Origin of the sequence: Ekhidna sp. (assembly GCF_965221965.1) — a bacterium.
Lineage (GTDB): Bacteria > Bacteroidota > Bacteroidia > Cytophagales > Cyclobacteriaceae > Ekhidna.
Genome location: NZ_OZ244926.1, coordinates 1,545,381 through 1,565,963 on the forward strand (window position 1 = coordinate 1,545,381; position 20,583 = coordinate 1,565,963).

Consider the following 20,583-nt stretch of genomic DNA (forward strand, 5'->3'; position numbering starts at 1 on the left):
TATATAAAAAGCATCCAATATATAAAAACTAAATTACATCTTGCCCTTTAGGCTATGGTGTAAGGTCTCCATAAGAATGAATTTGCTTTTCGTGACAGATGAGCAAATCATAAAGGCATTTGGTAAAGTATTGAAAGAGCTTAGAGAAGCCAATGGGTTATCTCAAGAAGCACTAGCACATACCATCAAATCTCATGCAACTCATATTTCGAGGCTTGAGAATGGACATAAACAACCAACACTAACGACACTTTTCAAGATTGCTGAAAAATTGAATGTTGATCCTGAGAAATTGATTCTCAAAATCAAATCAAAATCATCCTAGTATTTACTCTCTGACTCAGCAATCCTCCAACTCACAATTCTCATCCTGACCTTCAAACTCTATGGTAATGTGATTGATGGATTCATCTTTGAGTTGTGATCTCACTTTCTCTTTGAGTTTGGCTTGCTCTGAAAGCTTATAGTCTTGGTCTAACTGTAGGTGAATCGTAAGAATATTGTAATCTCCATCCATAGACCAAGTGTGATTGTCATGCACATCTGTGATTTCCGAAATGTCTTTCAGCTTCTCTTTGATATCCTCCAATGAGACATCCTCCGGTATGCCCTGCAGGATTACCAACATGCTTTTGCGAAGGTTCTTATAGACATTGTACAGTACAAAAAGGGAAATAAGAACAGATAGTAGCGGGTCTATAAATGGAGCATCGGTATACATCATGATGATACTACCAATTAGCACGGCTACCCAGCCTAAAACGTCCTCCAATAGATGTAGTGAAACAACCTTTTCATTTAGAGATTCTCCTTTTCGGAGTTTCAAAACAGCAGCTCCATTGACCACTATTCCCAAAATAGCGAGATAGAGCATCCCTTGAACGTTGGTTTCTCCTGGATTGAAAAGTTCAGGAATTGCTTTCGTGAGTATAAATATGGATCCGACAACTAAAACGATAGAATTGATGATAGCACCTAACAGTGAAAACCGCTTATATCCATAAGAAAACTTCTTTGTTCTTCCTTTCTTGGAGAGCTTTTGAAAGTACCACGAGAGTCCAATGAGGCTATCTCCCAGATCATGTAGCGCGTCTGAAAGGATAGCCAAACTATTGGTGTAGAGGCCACCAATGACTTCAATAATGGTAAAACTCAGGTTGAGGAAGAAGGCAACTTTCACATTGCCTTCTGAATGGATTATTTGGATGATCGTGGTTACGAGGCATATAGCTTGACTATTAAAGCCACCTATCTACTCTATTCTCATATTCTAGATAATCATCACCAAAAACACTTTCCAGAACTTTTTCTTCCAGCCCAACTCGAATAAATACAATCATACTACCAATTAACAGAAGTAAAGCAGAATAGATGCTGGGAATGCATAAGAACAACCCAACCAGAGTAATAATCTGACCTATATATAAAGGGTTTCTTGATTTGGCATAAACACCTGAATCGAGTAATAGCCAACCATTCCTTGTTTGATTCTTATATAATCTATGCTCATTCTTAGCCAAGAAAACCAGAAAGAAGGCGATTGACATAATTCCAATTGCCGTCCAACTAAGTACATGGCTTTTCAGCACCTCAATTGGAAAAATATATTCATGATAAACATCTGGGAATAATGAAAAAAATGTAACCAAGGCAATTACAAGCATCCATATCAAATCGTTTAACACTGTTATTCGTTTTAGCTTCCGGGACTTTTCCTTTTTTGGATTTGGGTACATCAAAAAGATGAGTAGGAAATAGAGTAAAAAAAATATCGGTAGAAATATTCTTAAATGAATCATTAGCTTTCAGTTTTTGGTTTTGTAAACCATAAAATCAAAACGCCTCCCAAAGCCGCTATTAAGGAGGCTATTAATATACTGATCTTAGCGTCCTTCACCAACTCAGCATTGGCAAAGGCAAGGTTAGTAATGAACAGCGACATGGTAAAACCTATTCCGGCTATCATGCCCATGCCAATGATGTGCCGCCATCTTAAAGAGATATGCAATTCTGCTATACCCAGCTTTTCTCCAATAAAGGCAAAGAGACTGATCCCCAATACTTTCCCTACTACGAGACCTAGTAATATACCTAGGCCAAGAGAACCTGATACTACCTCCAACAAACTTACATCCAATTTCACGCCTGCATTAGCAATGGCGAAAATAGGGATAATGAAAAAAGCATTAAAGTCAATCAGGGCGTTCTCTAATTTAAGCAAAGGGGGCCTTGAATTTTGTGTGTCCTTTTTTATCGCTTTAAGGATTTCGCTTTGACGAATATCCTGCATGGGATCCCGGGTTTCAATATCCGTTTTTTCCAATTCAGCCACATTCCTGGCAGTGCGCTCTTTCAATAATTTACTGTCGAGTTTAGGTTTTACCGGAATGGAGATCGCAAAAAGAACCCCTGCAATGGTAGGATGAACTCCTGAATTCAGAAAGCAATACCATAAAGCCACTCCTCCCAATATGTACCAGAAGAGGCTTTTTACTCCAAAACGGTTGCATAACATCAAAAGAATAAAAAAGCCTGCTCCAAAACCTAAGTACAACCAACTGAGCTCGTTGCTATAAAACAACGCAATCACAAGAATGGCCCCTAAATCATCAGCAATAGCCAGAGCCACCAAAAAGATTTTAAGCTGTGCAGGCACCCGTTTTCCCAACAATCCAATGATCCCTAAAGAATAGGCAATGTCGGTGGCCATCGGAATTCCCCAGCCGTTGATACCTTCTGTGCCTGAATTTAACACTGAAAATATTATAGCAGGCATTGCCATTCCACCCAATGCGGCCAATAGTGGCATAGAAGCCTTCTTAAAGGAAGATAATTCGCCCACTAAAATTTCCCGCTTCAGTTCCATGCCGGCCACCAGAAAGAATATGGCCATCAGGCCGTCATTGATCCATTCTTCAATGGTCAAACCAAAAGTAAAATGCTCAGATAGTTCAAAGAGAAATTCATCTTTAAGATAGTGATGGTAAGCATCTGCCCATTGAGAATTGCCCAGCACCAGGGCAATAATCGTTGCTGCAATTAAAAGTAAACCAGCTGAAGTTTCCCTGTTCAGAAACTTTCTGGCCGTCTGACGTATATACGCTATTGCTGATTGATTATTTTTTACTGACTGATCCATTCTTTTGCTTCTTCTTTTTCCTCCAAATCAAAGTAACGGATGGTTGCGCTGGTGAAAGGTTTCATAAATTGAGTGATCCAATCCTGCCATTTCTTTTCACCTACCATGGCTATCATTTCATAGTCTTCAACATGGGATAAATCCATCTTAATATCTTCCCATAACCCCTTTATATCCCATCCTGTAAAATCCTTCATTTCAAAATACCATCGTACTTTTTGATCTCTGTTCACGATGTTATTAATCAGCGGATGTATTTTCTGGATATCCTTTTCAGTCAGGTTATCTTCAGCCTTGGTGGCTATTATGTTGTTTTTGGTGAATTCAAGAATCTGTAGCATAGTTAATTTTTAAAAGGTTCTATATGAATATGAACATCAATTATTTGAGGGATGTTTTCAACCAACCTATCTTTTACTTTATGAGCTATCAGGTGACCTTTCTCTACTGATAACTCACCATCTACCCAAATATGAAGATCAACGTGGAACGCTGGCCCCATTTTTCTAGAATGGCATTGTTCCACTTTTTCAACTTCTGGTATTTGCTCGGCAAGGTAGATAACCTCCCTATGAAATTCAGGATCCAATGCTTCATCTAATAATTCACCAATAGCAGGACGGCCAATCCCGTAGGCATTGTAAATGATAAATGCTGCTGCGATAAGTGCTGCGTAATCATCAGCTACCTCGTATCCTTCACCACCCCAAAGAGCAATGGATATTCCTATGAATGCCGCTACAGAGGTAATAGCATCACTGCGATGATGATAGGCATCTGCTTTTACAGCTCCACTTTTTATTTCTTTGCCAGTTTTCAATACAAAACGATATAGTAGTTCCTTTGTAATAACCACCACCACTAAAATTATCAGGGTATATGGAGCAGGAGTTTTATGTGGGTTTTGAATATGAGAGATGCTGTCTTTAATAATGATAAAATCTGCACCGACTAGAGCCAGTGAAATACCAAGTGCCACCAAAGCTTCCACCTTACCGTGCCCGTACGGATGATTTTTATCTGCAGGCTTGGTAGACCATCTCAAACCCACCCAAAGCATCCCGGACGTTACTACGTCTGTCCCTGATTCTATTGCGTCAGCTATAAGTGCATAAGAGTGGCCAAAAATTCCTCCCAGAGCTTTTACGATAGCCAATAATGCACTTACAACAATACCAATCAGGGTGGTTTTTAACCCTTTTTCAGATATGGCGTTGGGGTTTCTTTTACTTTTCATTTAGCCAGTTTCAATATTCTCCCAGCTCCGCGCATCACAAAGGCGAAAACTATCCCTCCAATAGCCAAATCGGGCCATTTACTATCCAGGAAATAAACCAATACCCCCGCCAGGATCACTCCAACATTTACGATAATGTCATTGGAAGTGAAGATGGCACTGGCTTGCATGTGCGCTTCATCGCTCTTAGCTTTATTGATGAGCCAGAGCGAAATCAGATTACCGATAAGGGCCAGTACTGAAATGATGATCATCCATTGAAACAGGGGTGTTTCGCTTTCGCTGAAAAACCTCCGCAATACTTCTGAAAAGCCTAGTAATGCCAGTCCCATTTGAAAATAACCACTTATTTTGGCTACTTTTTTCTTGCGAGACATTGCTGCACCAACAGCAAATAAGCTCAGACCGTAGACGATGGAATCTGCCAGCATATCCAACGAATCAGCTACTAAGCCCATGGAGCGTGATATCCATCCGGTAGTCATCTCCACTATGAAGAAACCGAAATTGATACCCAGCACCCACCAAAGTATTTTTCGCTGTTTAGATTCGTCAGCAGCCAATGGCAGCTCAGCTTCATCTTCCGTATTTTCCAATCGATCATTGAGTTTGAGTTCACTGAGGGCTTGATGGATTTTTTCAACTTCTCCCGTGTGATATACCTCCAGTTTACGATTGGGGATATCAAAAGAAAGCTGCTTTACCTCTTTATAAGGCTCCAGCTTCATACGGATCATTTGCTCTTCAGAGGGGCAGTCCATTTTGCTGATATGGAATGTGGTTTTATTCATTTAGTTGGTTTTCATTACACTTTTCACAGATACCTTGCAGAACCAGGTTAACCTTCATAACACGATGGTTATCACCAATTGTAAGTATCCTTTCTGGTATCGGGTCAGGCAAACAGAACGCTTTATTGCATTTTTCACAATGAAAGTGAAGATGCCATTTACCATCCGGTAAGTCGTGACTCGATATGGCATATTTCGCTGTTCCTGTTCCATCATCAATCCGATGTACGATTCCTTTCTTTTCAAGAAGATCTATTGTCCGATAGAAGGTTGTTTTGTTTACCGGCTTTTCTTGTAAGGTTGTTGTTGCCAAAGCTTGTTGAGTTCTTTCAAACTACAGGCAGTTGGTTTATTAATAAGATATTCAATCACCTTGAAACGGGTGTGAGTTGGAATAATTGAATGATCCTGAAATATTTCTTCTGCTATACTCATATTTAAATTAACGATTAGAATATATTCTTACCGGCTTTTTTTATAAGCCAACAATCGCAGCGCATTAAACACCACCACTAACGTGGATCCTTCATGGATCAGTACCGCAATACCGATATTGGCAAAGCCGAAAACCGTGGCGGGTATCAACAAGGCTACTATTCCCAAACTAACCCAGAGGTTTTGCTTGATAATGCCTTTGGCCTTTCTACTTAAACCAATGGCAAAAGGCAAGGTTTCCAGTTTGTCGGCCATCAGGGCAATGTCGGCTGTTTCCAAGGCTACATCGCTACCCGCTGCTCCCATGGCAATTCCCACCGTACTGTTGGCCATGGCCGGGGCATCATTTACGCCATCGCCCACCATCGCTACTTTGGATTCTTTTTCCCTGAGTTCTTTAATGGCTTCTACTTTTTCTTCCGGCAATAAACTGCCCCAGGCATCTGTGAGTCCAATCTCTTTGGCTACTGCATCGGCTACTTTCTGATTATCACCCGTAAGCATAATCATACGCTTGATACCGATTTCTTTCAATCGTTCCAATGTGTTTTTAGCTTCTTTTCTGGGTGTGTCCATCAGGGCAATGATGCCAATGTATTTGTCATTTTGACGGATCAGCATGGTAGTATTGCCATCTGATTCCAGTGACTTTACTTTTTCTTCTGTTTCCTGCCCTGGCTTATTATCATCCAGGGATTCAAACAGATCCAGATTGCCGATGTATACTTTGTCATCACCCAAGGTGGCTTTGATCCCTTTCCCAAGCACAGCTTCCAGATCTTTCGCCTCAGGTATGTCAACACCATCCAATCGCTCTTTCCCATCCCGAACCACGGCTTTTGCCAGTGGATGGTCGCTTAAGGCTTCTACAGCTACTGCTATTTTCAACAGTTCTTCCTCGTTTACATCACCCAAAGCAATTACTTCGGTGAGCTTGGGCTTGCCTTCCGTTAGTGTTCCTGTTTTATCAAAAGCCAGGGCGGTGAGTACACCCAGGTCTTCCAACGGACGACCACCTTTGATAAGCACTCCACTTTTGGCGGCCCTTGCCACTCCGCTTAACACTGCACTCGGAGTGGCTATGGCCAAAGCGCAAGGGCTGGCTGCCACCAATACGGCCATTGCACGGTAGAAGCTTTCACTAAAGCTTTCATCAATGACCAGAAAAGCGAAATTGAGCAGCACGACCAGTACCAATACTGAAGGCACAAAATACTTCTCAAATTTGTCGGTGAGCCGCTGCGTAGGTGATTTTTGGGTCTGGGCTTCATTCACAAGTTTCACCAGGCGGGAGAGTGTAGAGTCCTTCGCTACTTTAATCACTTTGATTTCCAGTGTATTATTGCCATTGATGGTACCCGAAAAAGCACGGTTCTCATCTTTGATGTCTTTTTCTTCCGACCAGTCTTTATCGGGATTATCCACCGGTTCTTTATCTACCGGTACGCTTTCTCCGGTTATTGGGGCTTGGTTCACGCTACTTGTACCGCTGACGACTACCCCATCGGCTGAAATTTTGCTATTGGGCTTCACTACGATGATGTCACCGATGCTCAATTCCTCAATACCGACTTCCTCTGTCTTACCATTTCTCTTAAGCAGTGCTGTTTTAGGAGCGAGTTCCGCTAAAGCAGCAATGGATTTACGGGCTTTGTTCATGGCGTAGTGTTCCAGTGCATGCCCCATGCTGAACAGGAATAATAACAAGGCACCTTCTGCCCATTCGCCCAGAATAGCCGCTCCAATGGCTGCCACGAGCATAAGGAAGTCAATTTCAAAACCTCCTTTGGCCACTGTTTGAATGGCTTCTTTAGCTGTAAAATAGCCGCCAAAGAAATACGCTGCAATGTAAAGGGAAAGGCTTACCCAGGAGGGAACAGCTTCTATGTAAGAAAGTCCAAAACCAATACCTAACAGCGCCCCGCAAATGATGGAAAAAATCAGCTCCGTATTTTTACCGAAAATGCCGCCATGCGAATGTTCATGATCGTCACCTTCCTCATGGTCATGTTCCTTTTTACTTTCTTTTTGATCTTCGCCTTTTTCAGTTTCTTTTACTTTCTCAAGAAATCGTTCGGTACTTACCCGAGTATCTGGTATATCAAGCCCCTCTTTTCTCAGCACTTTCAGGATTTCAGCTTCAACCACTTGGGCTGTATCATACTCTACCCGCACCATACCGGATGCCGATACGGAGGCTTCCATAATGCCGGCTATATCCCGAAGGTCACGCTCTATATGACGGGCATGGCGGGTATGGCGAACGCCTTCTACTTCTATAAGTTTGTGTCCAAATTTTTGCGTGATTTCCGCTCCGGTCTGCTCCGCTAACGACTGGATACGGTCTATGGAGATTAACTCCGGGTCGTAGTGAAAGCATAGCTGAGGTACGCCATTGTCCGTCTCATCTGCTACATGCACTTTTTCAAGACCTTCCTGGTCTTGAAGCTGCTTAATGAGTTTTTCCACACATTGATCCTTCTCATCCGGTACTTCGGGCAGGAGAAGCGGTATTTTTATTTGTAGTTTTTTCATTTTCTGATATTTTTCTTTTTTAAAAAAGGGAAATGATGTGAAATCAATAATAGAATAAGCAAGGCGGATGTGACACTTGCGATAAGGTACATGCCATATCCAATAGCAATTCCTACAGCAGCAGTGGCCCAAATAGTAGCTGCGGTTGTCAGGCCTGAAATAAAATTTTTGGATCCATCTTTGAAAATGATACCGGCACCCAGAAAGCCAATGCCTGAAACAATATTGGCAACAATTCGGGTCTGGTCTGCTACTTCAATGTGGGAGTTGATAATTGTGACTAAAGCCGCACCCAGGCAAACGGCAGCATACGTTCTGATTCCTGCGGCATGCCCATCAATTTCCCTGTCGAGTCCTATCAAAACACCGAGTACCAGGGAAACAAGTAATCTGGGGATGAGCGTTATTTCAGTTTGAAAATCCATGGTTAATATTTTGTGCTATAAAACATAATAGTCTGTCGGTTTTTTCTTTTCAGGAACATCCGTTTCTCCAATCATTTGCCTGATGTTTATTTCTATCGTTTCCGCCAGGTCTGTCATGGGCGTATCCAGGGGGCGGTTCTCAAAAGGATCCTGCATGAGAATGGAGGTTTTTTCGATGGCAATAAAAATGATCGGGATACCAATAGTCAGGCCTATTTCTACTGCCAGGTACTCATCTGATAAGCCAAACGGTAGCATGGTGGCAAACACATAAATGATCAAATGGATCAACAGGCTGTGTGCTTTGGGAAAGACCGTGTTTTTTATGCGTTCGCACTTGCCCATAGAATCACATAACCTGGCGATGGTGCTATCGATTTGCACCTGCTGAAAATCATTGACCATACCTTTTTCTTTTGCCCTCAACAGGGTTTCAGAATGCTGTGACAATAAAGCATTTGGAATATTAAAAGCTTCGGTCTTATTGGATTCTGTGTATTTAATGACCCTGTGGGAAAAAGGTAGTTTTCTTAACGATTCACCAAGCGCATAGCACCAAATGATCTGACGATTGGCCATTTCCGCGACCAGGGCTTCATAGCTTTCGTTGCTTCTTTCAAAAAATGAAACACACTGCCTAACCAGTGTTCTGGAATCGTTGACAATAGCACCCCAAATAATACGGGCTTCCCACCACCGTTCATAGGCTTGATTGGTTCGAAAACCCAACAGCAAGGCTACCGCGGTACCAAAAACGGCAGTGACGCCAATAGGAACCGAAATTTTGTCAAGAAATCCGTATTGATCGAAAATGCCTACCACAACCGCATACGAGGAGATAAGTACTATATCAACCTTAATGGTTTTAATAAAGTCAAGTATGGATATTCTTTTATTTAAGAGCATTTTAATTCAGTTTTGTTGATCTGATTTTGGTTTTATGGTTACTCCAATAATAGAGCTGTGATAAATTCCTTGTCACAATGAGCGACCATTTAAGTTTTCTTCAATATAATTTAACGCTTCGGGTATGTCAAGCTCACGCGTACCATTTCCTGTACGGATATAAAAGTGTGAATGGTCGTCCTGATGCAGATAGACCGGAGAGTGCGCATGTTTAATCTCAAGATGACAGACATCAAGCCCTTCTATTTGGAAAAAAGAAACATCTATCAGAGCGCAATAATTTGTCCCTAATTTGGTGGAGATCAGTTGCATTATATACTGCTCAAAACCATCTCGTCCCGGTTTTTTCAGGCTTGCATAATCTTCATGTAAACCTTGTGCCTGTCCATCATCGTCAATACCAATAAATAGGTGCCCTCCCCGGGTATTCATAAATCCGGCAATTGTTTTGGCTACTACGTCTTCCAGAGCCTTATTCGGCTTAAACTGTCTCAAATCCCACCTTAAGGTAGATTTGAACTCAACTTGCTGGTTTTCTCCTGCCGCAATCAACTCCCTGATCTCCTCCAACCTATCCCTTCTTATGGTAAGCTGAAATATTTTTTGCCTGACCATAAACATAAGCGACAAGGCAATGCCCAGCAACCCGAATAGCAATTTGATGACGGCCTGATCTAAATCCCATGAACCAGCAACCTGCTGATATGCGGGAGGAAGATATTCCCACCAACTGCCGTTATCTCCCTGCATGTCATACATGTGAAGTGAAATAGCCAGGGGCTGTATCACAAATAGTCCAAAGGTTAATCCAATAAGTATATAAGCAAGAAATCTCTGGTTTTTCATTTTACAATATCCTTTTATAAACCACAGGTGTCACCTCGCTTGGGATACACCTGTGGCTGTGTAACTACTTCTTCTTATCCTGAAGGACTTTCTTCTTTTGTTCAAATTCCTCATCGGATATCTCGCCCCGGGCATATCGCTCTCTCAGGGCTTCCATGGCCTTATCCTTCCGTCTGTTTTGTCCGGGCGTAGGGTAAGGGATTAAGAATATCCAGCATAGGAGGATAAGCCACAAGATCCACCAGATCCAATGCATTCCTCCGAAATACCAATCGTGCATCATAGCTGTAGATTTTAAGGTTAAACATATATTTAATTGTCGTTTACAATTACCGGTGATTTACCATCGGTTACAATTACTTTAGTGTTCTTAGAGCCGACCAGCTCCCTGGTGATTTCCAGGCTCTTGTATTTGATGAGCCGGTCATTCAGGGTGGCGTTGATGATGGCCTGCTGCTTTTTGATAGCCTCTGCCTCAATCAATAGCCTTTCCGCCTCTTTCTTCTGCTTCTCAATGTTGAAATTGATTTGCAAACGCTCTGTAATGATGGCCATCTCCTTTTCTTTCTTTTGTTTCTCCAGCTCAAAATCCAACTGGTTCCTTTTTATCTCATTCTCGATTTTTGTCTTCTTGGCTATCTCGTCTGCATTGAGCTGAGCTTCGATGGTCTCCACCACTGCCTGTGGTAAATCGACTTCTTTAAGCATTACCAGGTCCATGGCAAAACCATATTCACCGATCACCCCATTCATTTTTTCTTTAATAGTATTTTCGATGTTATTTCGTTCGGTAATCAACTGAGTGGCTTTATAATCAAGTCCCGTTTGCCGAAGGATTGTGATTAAATTATCCTCAATGACCGTTTCCTGATAACCGCCACCAAAATCCTGATAAATGCGAATGACCGAATCAGGAACAATATGGTATAATATGGTTATTTCAGAGCTTACCTCAATCCCTTCTTTTGTATGGAAATTGAGTTCCCGGGAGTAATTGACAATCCGCGTGTCAAAACGTTCTATTTTCCTCCCAATAAACCCCATAAAATGATGAGGGCCCGGCTTCATTACCGCTGGTTTCACCTTTCCAAAATGCACATCTACACCCACCTCTCCGGGCCTTACAATGGCACATCCCTGCAACAGCATAAATGCCGTAATCATGGGAATTAAAACTTTTATAGCTTTCATAATAATATCAATTTTAATTTTTCAAATTATCCCTACATTTCCTGCACCAACTCCCCTGAATCACACTATCAGCGGTAGCCCGGAAACGATGACCGTTTTTACATTGCCACCTCAAGGGTATTTTGGAGTTTATGTATTCGTTAGAAAGACACTTACCTTCCTTTGCATGAGCCAGGAATTGCATCTTCTCTATTCCATGCGGAACGTTGTTAGCACATTCAGGGCACCAGCTTTTCCGTATCTTCACACTAAAAGGGGTGGCCTGCCACCGGTGGCCTTTTGCACATTGCCACCACAATTTGGACTTGCTGTTGATATATAAGTCTGATAAACAAAGCCCACCCCTTGTCCTGGCTAATTGCCTCATTTTTTCAATTGGAAACTCCATGACATTTTTCACTTCATATCAAATCTTTTGATAGACTTTCCGGTCTTTATTCTGTAGGCATCATCTATTTCAGAAACGTAAATGATTCCATCGCCCGGATCAGGCGTTTGAGCCTTTCCGCATATCAATTGCACTGCTTTATCCATTTCTTCATTTTGGCAAACAAGCTCCAGTTTTACTATCGGGCTATCGGTAAAATGAAAATTCAGGGAAGGAGATGCATCAGGATCCTTATAAGCTCCCGTACCTTCTCCTTTGGATAGTGTGACACTTTCAAACCCTGCATCCCGCAGAGACTTTACCACTACCTGTACTCTTTTTGGCTTTATAAATGCTTTTATTTCTTTCATCTTTTTAGTCGTTATAATTTTTAATCAATTAATAAAGTTGGTAAGGGGCAAAAAGGCAGTTGGTAATTGTGTTGCAAGCTCACTTTCAGTGTTTGCCTACTTGCCAACTGCCCTTTGCCAACCTTTAATCACCAACTATTCCTCACCCACTTGGCACTTAATGGCCGTGCTCTGTATCACCTTTTTTCATCTCTCCTATAAGATAATAGGCGTTGTTCCAGGCTACTTTAGTACCCTCGGGTAACGCCTCCAGCAGCTTGATCTCTACCCATCCTTCATCGATAATGCCTGTTCGAATTTCCACTGGTTTAAATGCCCATTCGGTTTCTCCGTCTTCCTGATGAGATTCCGCAATAAAAATATAAGGCTTGCCTTCTTCTTCTATGATGGCATCTTCCGGTAAGGCCATAACTTCCCGGCTGTTGGTATGGATTCTTCCATTGATGTACATCCCGGGAATCAGAAAATCTTCTTTTTGATCAATTTCAGCGTGTACATGCACTGCTTTCGGGTTTTGCTCGAATTGTTTGCCAACAGAATAAATATCGGCCGTCAAAGTAGCTCCGGGAACCGACTCCACGGTGAAGGTTATTTTTTGTCCTTTCTTTACTTTATAAACATCCTTTTCAAACACCATCAGGTCGGCATGGATGTGGTCGGTATTAACAACCCTAAACATTACGGTCTGAGGATCTACGAACTGTCCTAACTGAACTTCTACTTTTTCTATGTAGCCACTTATAGGGCTAACCACAGGCACTTGCTCATATATTTCTCCCTGCCGTATCTTCTCTACATTCAAACTGAGTTGTTTGAGCTGGGCTTCATAGCCTTTTGCTTCACCTTTTGTGGTTTGATAGTCAGCTAAGGTTTGCTGATAGGTCTTTCCCGAGCCCACATTTTCTTCATAGAGCTTTTTTTGACGTGCGTGTTCTTTCTCCAGGTATTGCAACTGGCTATATGCCCTTACATAGTTGGATTGAATACTGCTCAGATTGGGGTGAGCCAGGTAAGCCAATATCTGACCTTTTCTTACCTTGTCTCCCTCTATCACTTTGATGGAAGTCACATTGGCCCCCAGAATAGCGGTAACGGTAGCCTCATGCTGTGGAGGTACTTCTAGCTGACCGTTGGCCTCTACTACGTCCGATAGTGCGCGAGTGGGTAGCGCATCAATCTTTATCCCCAGACTTTTAAATTTGAGGTCCGAAAGGTGAAGCTCGGCCATTCCTTCTTCTTCGTGTCCTTCGTCCTCATGTCCTTCTTCACCTTCTTTATGTTCATGAGAAGCTTCTTCCGTGTTATCAGCAGACTTGCTTCCGCAACCGGTAAATACCGATACCATCAGTACCAATGCCAGTATATATATGATTTGCTTTTTCATTATTTGCTATTTTATGTTTCTTTAAATTTTATTGACCGATCAGGAACTCCAGGTTGATGACCGCCTGGTTGTATCCATTAAGCGTATTGAGGTAATTGAATTTGAGGTTCAGGGCCTGGTTGAGATTTTGAAAGTATTCTACATAATCAATGTTCCCGCTCTCAAAGCTCTTCTGGGCATTATCTAAGATTAGATTGGCCTGGGGAATCGCTTTTTCATTGTAGTATTCCAGACTATTGCGGAACTTATTTACTTCTTCTACCTGCTGACTAAATTGTCCCTGGACGGTGGTTCGGAAGTATTCCAGATTGGTTTTAGCCATTTGTTCACGCAGGCTGGCGGCCTTAATGTCTGCCTTATAGGAGCCAAAAAACAATGGAATGGCTATGCCTGCCTGTATGCCTCCAAACCGGTCAGAAGATGTTGCAACACCACCATCTGCTGTTTCACCACCAATCAGTGACTGGTTGAAATACCCCACAAAAAACTCAGGCATTAATTTGGAAGAAACAACGGATTTCTGCGCATCCGCAATCTCCACCTGCTGCTGTGTAAACTGCAGAAATGGATTGTTTGCAATCAGTGCACGATCCTGGAGTGCCAAAACCTGTCGTTCCTCCAGACCGGAGGGCGCAAAAGCCAAATCCGTGGTGTCATTAAGCAGGATCTGAAGCTGTTTTTCCTGGATGATCATATCGGCTTCCAATAGCTTCAACTGATTCTGGACTTCCATCACCTGCGTTTCTGCGGCCGCTTTTTCCAAATAACTGGTAGCTTCCGTCTCAAACCGGATAGTTGCGGCATTGAGGAACCTTCCATAGATGGAGTCCTGGTAAAGCAACAGGTTTCTGGTCTCGTGCAAATAGGCCAGCTCGTACCAGGCTTGTCGGATACTCGCTTTGAGTTCGTTCTCTGTAACAGCTAGCTGTTTTTGACTCCCCTCAACCCGTTCATTTGCCAGATTGCGCTGTTTGCCGTAAACCGTAGGAAATTCAAAGGACTGGCCAACATTGAAAGAAAAATCATTTTCAAAGCTGTTGTATTGTCCGTATTGCATGCCAATACCTGTCTTGCCCGGGTTGAATGCGGCCTTCTTTCCTTGTCGTTGAACGTCAATGTTGGTTTTGGCCACTTTAACATTCCCATTATTGGCCAATCCTATTTCAATGGCTTCATCCAACGTATTCACAGACTTGGTTTCCTGCGCATTTCCCACAGCCGGTAATCCAAACAATCCACCACAAACGATCAGGGCAATAATCACATTGGCATTCGGTGCTTTCAGGCTTTTTCTTTTGTCACTTCTGCCTTCTACAAACGTGTAGAGCACCGGAAGAACCACTAGAGTAAGTAGGGTGGCAGTGAGCATACCACCAATCACTACGGTAGCCAATGGTCGTTGTACTTCCGCTCCTGCAGAGGCTGAAAATGCCATGGGTAAAAATCCGAAAATGTCTGTAGTTGCTGTCAACATAATAGGTCTGATTCGTTCTTTTGTTCCTGTTAAAATTCTCTCTCTAATACTCGTCACCCCTTCTTCCTTCAATGAATTGAAGCGGTTGATCAATACAAGACCATTGAGGACCGCCACGCCAAACAGCACAATGAACCCGACACCAGCAGAAATACTAAATGGCATATCCCTCAACCACATAGCAAATACGCCCCCAATAGCCGCCAGGGGAATAGCCATGTAGATCATAATGGATTGAGAAAATGACTCTAAGGCAAAGTAGAGCAAAACAAAAATCAGAAAGAGGGCTATTGGCACTACGATCATTAATCTGCTTTTCGCTCTTTGCAGGTTTTCAAACTCTCCACCGTAGGTGATGTAGTACCCGGCCGGCAGATCCAACTGCGCATCCAATTTGGCCTGTATGTCATTCACCACCGACTCCACATCGCGTCCTCTCACATTCACTCCAACATACGTTCTACGGTAGGTGTTGTCCCTGGAGATCTGCATCGGTCCAGGTACATAGCTAATATCTGCTACCTCTTTTATGGGAACTTGAGTCCCATCCGGTAGATCGATATAGAGTGTCCGTAAGTCATCTATGCTTTTGCGATGTGCATCGTCAAAGCGTATGACCAGATCGAATCGCTTCTCGCCTTCAAAAACCACTCCGGCCACCCCACCTGCAAAAGCTGAGCTGACATACTCATTGAGTTTTTGAATATCTAACCCGTATTGAGCTATCTTATTACGATTGTAATTCACTGTCATTTGGGGAAGTCCTGAGGTCCGCTCAGCATTGACATCTCCGGCACCCGGTACTGTGGAAATGATCTCCGCCATCTCCTGAACCTTGGTGGCTAAAACCTCTAAATCTTCACCGTATAGCTTGACCGCAATATCTTCCCGTACTCCTTCAAGCAATTCGTTGAACCGTAATTCCACAGGCTGGGTAAAGACGAGGTTAACCCCAACGAGCTGTTCATCGAGTTTGTCTTTGATTTGATCAATTAGCTCGTCTTTGGTTGCTGCGGAAACCCACTTGTCTTTGTCCTTTTCCAGAATGATGTACATATCCGCTATGTCCATGGGCATTGGGTCTGTGGGTATATCTGCAACACCAATGCGTGAGGTGACCGTTTTGATCTCAGGAAAGTTTTCAAGCAAGAGCTTTTCAATTTTCATGGAGACTTCATTAGACTCTGTGAGCGAACTTCCCGGTCGTATCAATGCCTGCATGGCCAGGTCTCCTTCATCCAGCTGAGGGACAAATTCCCCACCCATACGCGAAAATGTAAATCCGGCAACTCCCAGCAGCACAATAGCCACAATGATTACGATAGCCTTAAAACGGAGGGCACTTTTTAGCAATGGCAGGTAGGCCTTATGAATACCGCCGATTATTTTGTCACTCACCTTTTCCAACCAGCGTTCAAACTTCCCAAACCAGTTCTTTTTGTTTTGGATGGGCTTCATAAATAAGGCTGACATCATTGGCACGTACGTCAGACAAAGGAAAATGGCACCAATCATGGCAAAACCAAAGGTGTAGGCCATCGGCTGGAACATCTTACCCTCAACACCTGTCAGAAACAGGATCGGAGCGAACACAATGAGAATGATAATCTGACCGAAAAAGGCAGAACCCATCATGGTGCTTCCGGACTCAAAAGCTACCTCGTCCATGACACCTTGGTTGAACTTAATTTTACCAGAGCGTATGCGTTTCTGGATTTCATAGACCGTTCCTTCAATGATGATTACGGCTCCATCGATAATGATTCCAAAGTCAATGGCACCCAAACTCATCAGGTTGGCCCAGACATTGAATTGCTTCATGAGTATGAAGGCAAAAAGCAATGAAAGTGGAATAGTAGTGGCCGTGATGATGCCACCACGCAAACTTCCCAATAGAATGACGAGCGCAAATATCACGATGAGTGCTCCTTCGATCAGGTTGGTTTGCACGGTACTGGTAGTTCTGGAAATAAGATCACTTCTGTCTATGATGGTATTGATTTCCAATCCTTCAGGAAGCGATTTCTCGACCTCTTCCATTCGCTCTTTCACATTTTGTATGACCGCATTCGGGTTGGAACCTTTTAGCATCATGATGATGCCGCCCACCGATTCACGGCCATCCTGTGTGAATGCTCCATAGCGTACCTGGTGTCCAAAATGGACTTTAGAAGCTACATCCCCAATGGTAACGGGAATGCCATTTTCGGTTTTGATAACAATTTTTCGAATGTCGTCTAATGAGCGAATCAATCCTTCTCCTCTTATGAAGTTGGACATTCGATTCTTCTCAATATAAGCCCCTCCGGTGTTGACATTGTTCCTCGCCAGTGCTTCATATACCTGTGATATGCTAACGTTTTGTGCGTTGAGCTTTTCAGGATTGATGGCTACCTCGTATTGCTTGATGTAACCCCCAAATGAGTTGATTTCAACTACTCCATCCAGTAGCGTAAGCTGTCGTTTTACAATCCAGTCCTGAATGGTTCGCAGGTCTGTTGGTGAGTATTTTGTTTCAAAACCCTCCTGAGGTTGGATGGTGTATTCGTAAATCTGCCCCAAACCTGTAGAAATTGGCCCCATAGTGGGACTTCCGAACTTTTGGGGAATGGTCTCCTGGAGTTCGTTCAGTTTTTCCTGCACCAGTTGGCGTGGCAAATAGGTGCCCATGTCATCTTCAAAGACGATGGTCACCACCGACAGGCCAAATCGTGAAACAGAGCGAATCTCATCCACTCCAGGAAGGTTGCCCATGGCCAACTCGACAGGATAGGTAACGAACTGCTCGATATCCTCAGTAGCCAGATTGGGTGAAACCGTCATCACCTGTACCTGGTTATTGGTGATATCAGGGACGGAACCCAGATTGACCGTGGACATGGAATAGATCCCCACACCTATGAGTGCAAGTGTGAGTAACCCCACAATGAATTTGTTCTTTATCGAGAACGATATGATTTTATTGATCATGTATGAAATGATTTAGTATCAGTTAAAATGATTCTGTTTCGATCCTTTAGAGTAGGATCGAGTTGGACGGAGTTGTCCTTATGAAACTGATTTTAAACCTGAGGTGGCTGTAGCAGTGAGCCGACAAATCCTGATGTTATTGGATCTGTATAGGTGCTTCCCTGGAGAGGAAATGTAAGGATACCTAATTCACTTATAAAAGTTTGCTGAACGACAAGATGTGAATGGCAGCAATGACAAACACATAAAGGAGAACATAAATCTTCGGATTCATTGTGGTCCTGATCCGAACCAGGTTGTTCGTATGAAACCTCGATGCTATCTGCTGTGGTTTCATCCGCACACGGTGCTACCGATAGCCCTAACAGAAACAGCGATAATATGAATGCGGAAAATTTCACTATGCAAGTATAACGAAAAAGGAGTGCAACTTGTTTGCAAAGTTTAGGAGCAGTTCGCGCATGTGCCTTTGTAGACCATGCTGGCACTGGCTGCCTTGAAACCTGTTGGAATGTTTGTTTGAGGGATTTTAGACTGAGTTAGGCAATAAGTTTCGCCACATCCCACACAATGAAAGTGGATGTGTTGATCCTGGGGTTCGCATTCACAGCCTTCTTCGCAGAGGGCATATTTCACCGCACCGGTTCCATCATCAATACTGTGAATGAGCTTCTTGTCTTCAAAGGTTTTGAGGGTTCTGTAAAGCGTAGCTTTATCTGCCCGTTCAAATTTTGTTTCAAGATCACTGAGACTTATTGCTGCTCCTGATTCTACGAGCTTTCTGAGTACTAACAGCCGCATGGCTGTTGGTTTGATGTCTCTATTTTTAAGTTTTTGTTCGAGCATTGACTAAAAATACGAAGAAACGCCAAACTGGATACCTGAGATCTTAGCAGGTGGATTGCCCAGAATATCGGTTTGTTCCATGAATCGATAGTTTAATCGAATCACTGTCTGAGCGGTGGGGCGAAAACTTATCGCCGGAACTACTGCCCAAATTTCATCTCCGATATTTCCTCCTGTTTCACGGAATGTCCCGTCATTCCAATCAACATATTCCAAACGCATAGCAACATTGAAAGAAGCGTTATTGAAGCCAAACAAATCCCCGGTAAGAATCGGCTGAACAAAGTCTACAAAACCTCCTTTTTGTTGATCTCCAAATTGCTGAGAAAAAGTACTAGGCACATCGATGTTTATCCACGCCCACTCACCGACAATAAAGGTCTTGGTTACAGGAATTGTCGTATTAAAATCAATCGCATACACGTTCAGTCTCCTTTTATCATCTAATATCAAGCCGTCTTTTTCATAGGTGTTGTAAATTCCTCCCATATATGAAAGGCCAATTTCACCAACCTTGTTATGTCTTACAGCTATTTTTCCTGTCAGCAATGGCTCTCCGTTAGATGATTCTTCAAACCGCTCCTTGTTTTCTTTAGATGCGGGTAAAAACGTGCGATTCTCTCCGTTATTGATAATGGCATCATTGAATCCATTGGTCAGGTAGGCTTCATATCCAAATGCCCATTCTTTCATGTAATATTTACCATAAAGTCCAAAGCCAACATTACTCCAGGTTGCTGGCAGCATATCCGTTGCAGCTATTGGGCGATCCACAAACTCCCATTTAGGTCCATCGTGATTTTGATTGAATGCTCCGATTGGATTCATCACGATTCCGCCACGTAGATTCAAAAGAGGATGCATACTGATGTCAAGTGCCGCAAACTCTATGGCTACCTCTTCTCCACCTTCCTCAAATTCTATCTCAGAAAGAAACTTGATTTTTCTATGTATTGAGGAAGCAACAAAAAGCGTCATTCGCGGGACTCGGAAGCTATGACCATCAGTCACACCATCTTCACCAATGTATCCATAATCTGCCTCAATATATCCACCTACCGATACAGGCAACTTACCAACCTGCAGGAAAGGTCTGTTGTAAACAGCATCCATATTAAGTAGGTTTTTTGCCGTATCAACTGGTGTACGCTTGAGTAACGTACTGTCTATTTGAGCCTTTGCATCTATCGAAAGCAGAGATGTTATTGTTATAAGTATCCAACCAAACTTCCTCATGATAAATCGATTTTAAGTGTTTTACTTTCTTTTATAATTGGGAAACTTCTAAGCGATGTATCCGCCGGGCCATTTTGAACACTCCCGTCTTGTGTAAACTCACTTCCATGAGCAGGACACTGTAGGCGGTCTCCAAATACCTGAAGTTCCGTGCCTTGGTGTGTGCATTTCATGAGCAAGGCTTTGTACTCATTGTCATGGAAGCGGAAAACAACTACTGGATATTGTAATGCTTCATTCTGCACCACTACATGCTTTAAATAGTTATTTTCCTCTTTTAAAAAAGCTGCTTCAGGCAGACTCAGATAGGAGCCTTCTATATTCCCAGAAATGTATCGGGTTCCAGCACATCCTTCAAGGAGTAAACCTGTTGCCACTATACCGAGGCAGCCCATTCCGCATTTCCTGACAAATTCTCTTCGTTCCATAT

23 protein-coding genes are annotated in these 20,583 nt (G+C 42.8%); 1 reads left to right on the plus strand and 22 read right to left on the minus strand.

Annotated features, from left to right (window positions below; genetic code table 11):
* Window positions 1-76 precede the first annotated feature (76 nt).
* Window positions 77-325 (plus strand): helix-turn-helix domain-containing protein, encoded by a 249-nt coding sequence (locus tag ACOQON_RS07540; protein WP_420578316.1) that lies wholly within the window; start codon window positions 77-79, stop codon window positions 323-325.
* Between the two features lie 15 nt (window positions 326-340).
* Here the strand turns inward: ACOQON_RS07540 and ACOQON_RS07545 are convergent, their stop codons facing one another.
* The 22 genes from ACOQON_RS07545 to ACOQON_RS07650 all read right to left on the minus strand — a co-directional run bounded on the left by ACOQON_RS07545 (window position 341) and on the right by ACOQON_RS07650 (window position 20,581).
* A complete protein-coding gene (locus tag ACOQON_RS07545; RefSeq protein WP_420578317.1) occupies window positions 341-1,180 on the minus strand; it encodes a cation diffusion facilitator family transporter in 840 nt (279 codons plus the stop codon).
* Between the two features lie 58 nt (window positions 1,181-1,238).
* Window positions 1,239-1,664 carry a methyltransferase family protein gene (locus tag ACOQON_RS07550; RefSeq protein ID WP_420578318.1) on the minus strand — a complete coding sequence of 142 codons (426 nt, stop codon included), beginning with the start codon at window positions 1,662-1,664 and terminating at the stop codon, window positions 1,239-1,241.
* 134 nt (window positions 1,665-1,798) lie between these two features.
* On the minus strand, window positions 1,799-3,139 hold the full coding sequence (gene nhaA / locus ACOQON_RS07555; RefSeq protein ID WP_420578319.1) for a Na+/H+ antiporter NhaA: 1,341 nt from the start codon (window positions 3,137-3,139) through the stop codon (window positions 1,799-1,801).
* Window positions 3,124-3,480 carry an STAS/SEC14 domain-containing protein gene (locus ACOQON_RS07560; RefSeq protein WP_420578320.1) on the minus strand — a complete coding sequence of 119 codons (357 nt, stop codon included), beginning with the start codon at window positions 3,478-3,480 and terminating at the stop codon, window positions 3,124-3,126. The genes nhaA and ACOQON_RS07560 overlap by 16 nt, the downstream gene beginning before the upstream one ends.
* Before the next feature lie 2 nt (window positions 3,481-3,482).
* Window positions 3,483-4,376, minus strand: a complete 894-nt coding sequence (locus ACOQON_RS07565; protein WP_420578321.1) for a cation diffusion facilitator family transporter — start codon at window positions 4,374-4,376, stop codon at window positions 3,483-3,485.
* Window positions 4,373-5,167 carry a cation transporter gene (locus ACOQON_RS07570; protein ID WP_420578322.1) on the minus strand — a complete coding sequence of 265 codons (795 nt, stop codon included), beginning with the start codon at window positions 5,165-5,167 and terminating at the stop codon, window positions 4,373-4,375. Before ACOQON_RS07570 ends, ACOQON_RS07565 begins: the two co-directional genes overlap by 4 nt.
* On the minus strand, window positions 5,160-5,480 hold the full coding sequence (locus ACOQON_RS07575; protein WP_420578323.1) for a Fur family transcriptional regulator: 321 nt from the start codon (window positions 5,478-5,480) through the stop codon (window positions 5,160-5,162). The genes ACOQON_RS07570 and ACOQON_RS07575 overlap by 8 nt, the downstream gene beginning before the upstream one ends.
* Window positions 5,447-5,602, minus strand: a complete 156-nt coding sequence (locus tag ACOQON_RS07580) for a hypothetical protein (protein ID WP_420578705.1) — start codon at window positions 5,600-5,602, stop codon at window positions 5,447-5,449. The genes ACOQON_RS07575 and ACOQON_RS07580 overlap by 34 nt, the downstream gene beginning before the upstream one ends.
* A gap of 27 nt (window positions 5,603-5,629) precedes the next feature.
* Entirely contained in the window at window positions 5,630-8,137 is a 2,508-nt protein-coding gene (locus ACOQON_RS07585; RefSeq protein ID WP_420578324.1) for a heavy metal translocating P-type ATPase, read from the minus strand.
* Window positions 8,134-8,562, minus strand: a complete 429-nt coding sequence (locus ACOQON_RS07590) for an MgtC/SapB family protein (protein ID WP_420578325.1) — start codon at window positions 8,560-8,562, stop codon at window positions 8,134-8,136. Before ACOQON_RS07590 ends, ACOQON_RS07585 begins: the two co-directional genes overlap by 4 nt.
* A 15-nt stretch (window positions 8,563-8,577) precedes the next feature.
* Complete coding sequence (locus ACOQON_RS07595; RefSeq protein WP_420578326.1) at window positions 8,578-9,468, minus strand: bestrophin family protein; 891 nt, start codon at window positions 9,466-9,468, stop codon at window positions 8,578-8,580.
* Window positions 9,469-9,540: 72 nt separating this feature from the next.
* On the minus strand, window positions 9,541-10,314 hold the full coding sequence (locus ACOQON_RS07600) for a helix-turn-helix domain-containing protein (RefSeq protein WP_420578327.1): 774 nt from the start codon (window positions 10,312-10,314) through the stop codon (window positions 9,541-9,543).
* Window positions 10,315-10,378: 64 nt separating this feature from the next.
* A complete protein-coding gene (locus tag ACOQON_RS07605; RefSeq protein WP_201921460.1) occupies window positions 10,379-10,597 on the minus strand; it encodes an SHOCT domain-containing protein in 219 nt (72 codons plus the stop codon).
* Window positions 10,598-10,626: 29 nt separating this feature from the next.
* Entirely contained in the window at window positions 10,627-11,505 is an 879-nt protein-coding gene (locus tag ACOQON_RS07610) for an SPFH domain-containing protein (protein WP_350215423.1), read from the minus strand.
* A 13-nt stretch (window positions 11,506-11,518) separates the two neighbouring features.
* The gene (locus ACOQON_RS07615) at window positions 11,519-11,893 is read right to left on the minus strand and encodes a zinc-ribbon domain-containing protein (RefSeq protein WP_350206442.1); all 375 of its coding nucleotides are present in this window, start codon (window positions 11,891-11,893) and stop codon (window positions 11,519-11,521) included.
* Window positions 11,894-11,901: 8 nt separating this feature from the next.
* Complete coding sequence (locus ACOQON_RS07620) at window positions 11,902-12,243, minus strand: P-II family nitrogen regulator (protein ID WP_219956396.1); 342 nt, start codon at window positions 12,241-12,243, stop codon at window positions 11,902-11,904.
* 157 nt (window positions 12,244-12,400) lie between these two features.
* A complete protein-coding gene (locus tag ACOQON_RS07625) occupies window positions 12,401-13,627 on the minus strand; it encodes an efflux RND transporter periplasmic adaptor subunit (RefSeq protein WP_350206443.1) in 1,227 nt (408 codons plus the stop codon).
* 28 nt (window positions 13,628-13,655) lie between these two features.
* Complete coding sequence (locus ACOQON_RS07630) at window positions 13,656-18,071, minus strand: CusA/CzcA family heavy metal efflux RND transporter (protein WP_420578328.1); 4,416 nt, start codon at window positions 18,069-18,071, stop codon at window positions 13,656-13,658.
* A gap of 92 nt (window positions 18,072-18,163) precedes the next feature.
* Window positions 18,164-18,559, minus strand: a complete 396-nt coding sequence (locus ACOQON_RS07635; protein WP_420578329.1) for a DUF6660 family protein — start codon at window positions 18,557-18,559, stop codon at window positions 18,164-18,166.
* Window positions 18,516-18,917, minus strand: a complete 402-nt coding sequence (locus tag ACOQON_RS07640) for a Fur family transcriptional regulator (protein WP_420578330.1) — start codon at window positions 18,915-18,917, stop codon at window positions 18,516-18,518. The genes ACOQON_RS07635 and ACOQON_RS07640 overlap by 44 nt, the downstream gene beginning before the upstream one ends.
* A 3-nt stretch (window positions 18,918-18,920) precedes the next feature.
* Complete coding sequence (locus tag ACOQON_RS07645) at window positions 18,921-20,153, minus strand: hypothetical protein (RefSeq protein WP_420578331.1); 1,233 nt, start codon at window positions 20,151-20,153, stop codon at window positions 18,921-18,923.
* The gene (locus ACOQON_RS07650; RefSeq protein WP_420578332.1) at window positions 20,150-20,581 is read right to left on the minus strand and encodes a Rieske (2Fe-2S) protein; all 432 of its coding nucleotides are present in this window, start codon (window positions 20,579-20,581) and stop codon (window positions 20,150-20,152) included. Before ACOQON_RS07650 ends, ACOQON_RS07645 begins: the two co-directional genes overlap by 4 nt.
* Window positions 20,582-20,583: the final 2 nt, after the last annotated feature.

Bases quoted from the DNA above. Each gene is read 5' to 3' on its own strand.
- ACOQON_RS07565 (WP_420578321.1), bottom strand. From the start codon at position 4,376: ATGAAAAGTAAAAGAAACCCCAACGCCATATCTGAAAAAGGGTTAAAA.
- ACOQON_RS07640 (WP_420578330.1), bottom strand. From the start codon at position 18,917: ATGCTCGAACAAAAACTTAAAAATAGAGACATCAAACCAACAGCCATG.
- ACOQON_RS07580 (WP_420578705.1), bottom strand. From the start codon at position 5,602: ATGAGTATAGCAGAAGAAATATTTCAGGATCATTCAATTATTCCAACT.
- ACOQON_RS07570 (WP_420578322.1), bottom strand. From the start codon at position 5,167: ATGAATAAAACCACATTCCATATCAGCAAAATGGACTGCCCCTCTGAA.
- ACOQON_RS07585 (WP_420578324.1), bottom strand. From the start codon at position 8,137: ATGAAAAAACTACAAATAAAAATACCGCTTCTCCTGCCCGAAGTACCG.
- ACOQON_RS07650 (WP_420578332.1), bottom strand. From the start codon at position 20,581: ATGGAACGAAGAGAATTTGTCAGGAAATGCGGAATGGGCTGCCTCGGT.
- ACOQON_RS07620 (WP_219956396.1), bottom strand. From the start codon at position 12,243: ATGAAAGAAATAAAAGCATTTATAAAGCCAAAAAGAGTACAGGTAGTG.
- ACOQON_RS07540 (WP_420578316.1), top strand. From the start codon at position 77: ATGAATTTGCTTTTCGTGACAGATGAGCAAATCATAAAGGCATTTGGT.
- ACOQON_RS07600 (WP_420578327.1), bottom strand. From the start codon at position 10,314: ATGAAAAACCAGAGATTTCTTGCTTATATACTTATTGGATTAACCTTT.
- ACOQON_RS07625 (WP_350206443.1), bottom strand. From the start codon at position 13,627: ATGAAAAAGCAAATCATATATATACTGGCATTGGTACTGATGGTATCG.
- nhaA (WP_420578319.1), bottom strand. From the start codon at position 3,139: ATGGATCAGTCAGTAAAAAATAATCAATCAGCAATAGCGTATATACGT.
- ACOQON_RS07550 (WP_420578318.1), bottom strand. From the start codon at position 1,664: ATGCTTGTAATTGCCTTGGTTACATTTTTTTCATTATTCCCAGATGTT.
- ACOQON_RS07605 (WP_201921460.1), bottom strand. From the start codon at position 10,597: ATGATGCACGATTGGTATTTCGGAGGAATGCATTGGATCTGGTGGATC.
- ACOQON_RS07560 (WP_420578320.1), bottom strand. From the start codon at position 3,480: ATGCTACAGATTCTTGAATTCACCAAAAACAACATAATAGCCACCAAG.
- ACOQON_RS07630 (WP_420578328.1), bottom strand. From the start codon at position 18,071: ATGATCAATAAAATCATATCGTTCTCGATAAAGAACAAATTCATTGTG.
- ACOQON_RS07645 (WP_420578331.1), bottom strand. From the start codon at position 20,153: ATGAGGAAGTTTGGTTGGATACTTATAACAATAACATCTCTGCTTTCG.
- ACOQON_RS07590 (WP_420578325.1), bottom strand. From the start codon at position 8,562: ATGGATTTTCAAACTGAAATAACGCTCATCCCCAGATTACTTGTTTCC.
- ACOQON_RS07615 (WP_350206442.1), bottom strand. From the start codon at position 11,893: ATGGAGTTTCCAATTGAAAAAATGAGGCAATTAGCCAGGACAAGGGGT.
- ACOQON_RS07595 (WP_420578326.1), bottom strand. From the start codon at position 9,468: ATGCTCTTAAATAAAAGAATATCCATACTTGACTTTATTAAAACCATT.
- ACOQON_RS07610 (WP_350215423.1), bottom strand. From the start codon at position 11,505: ATGAAAGCTATAAAAGTTTTAATTCCCATGATTACGGCATTTATGCTG.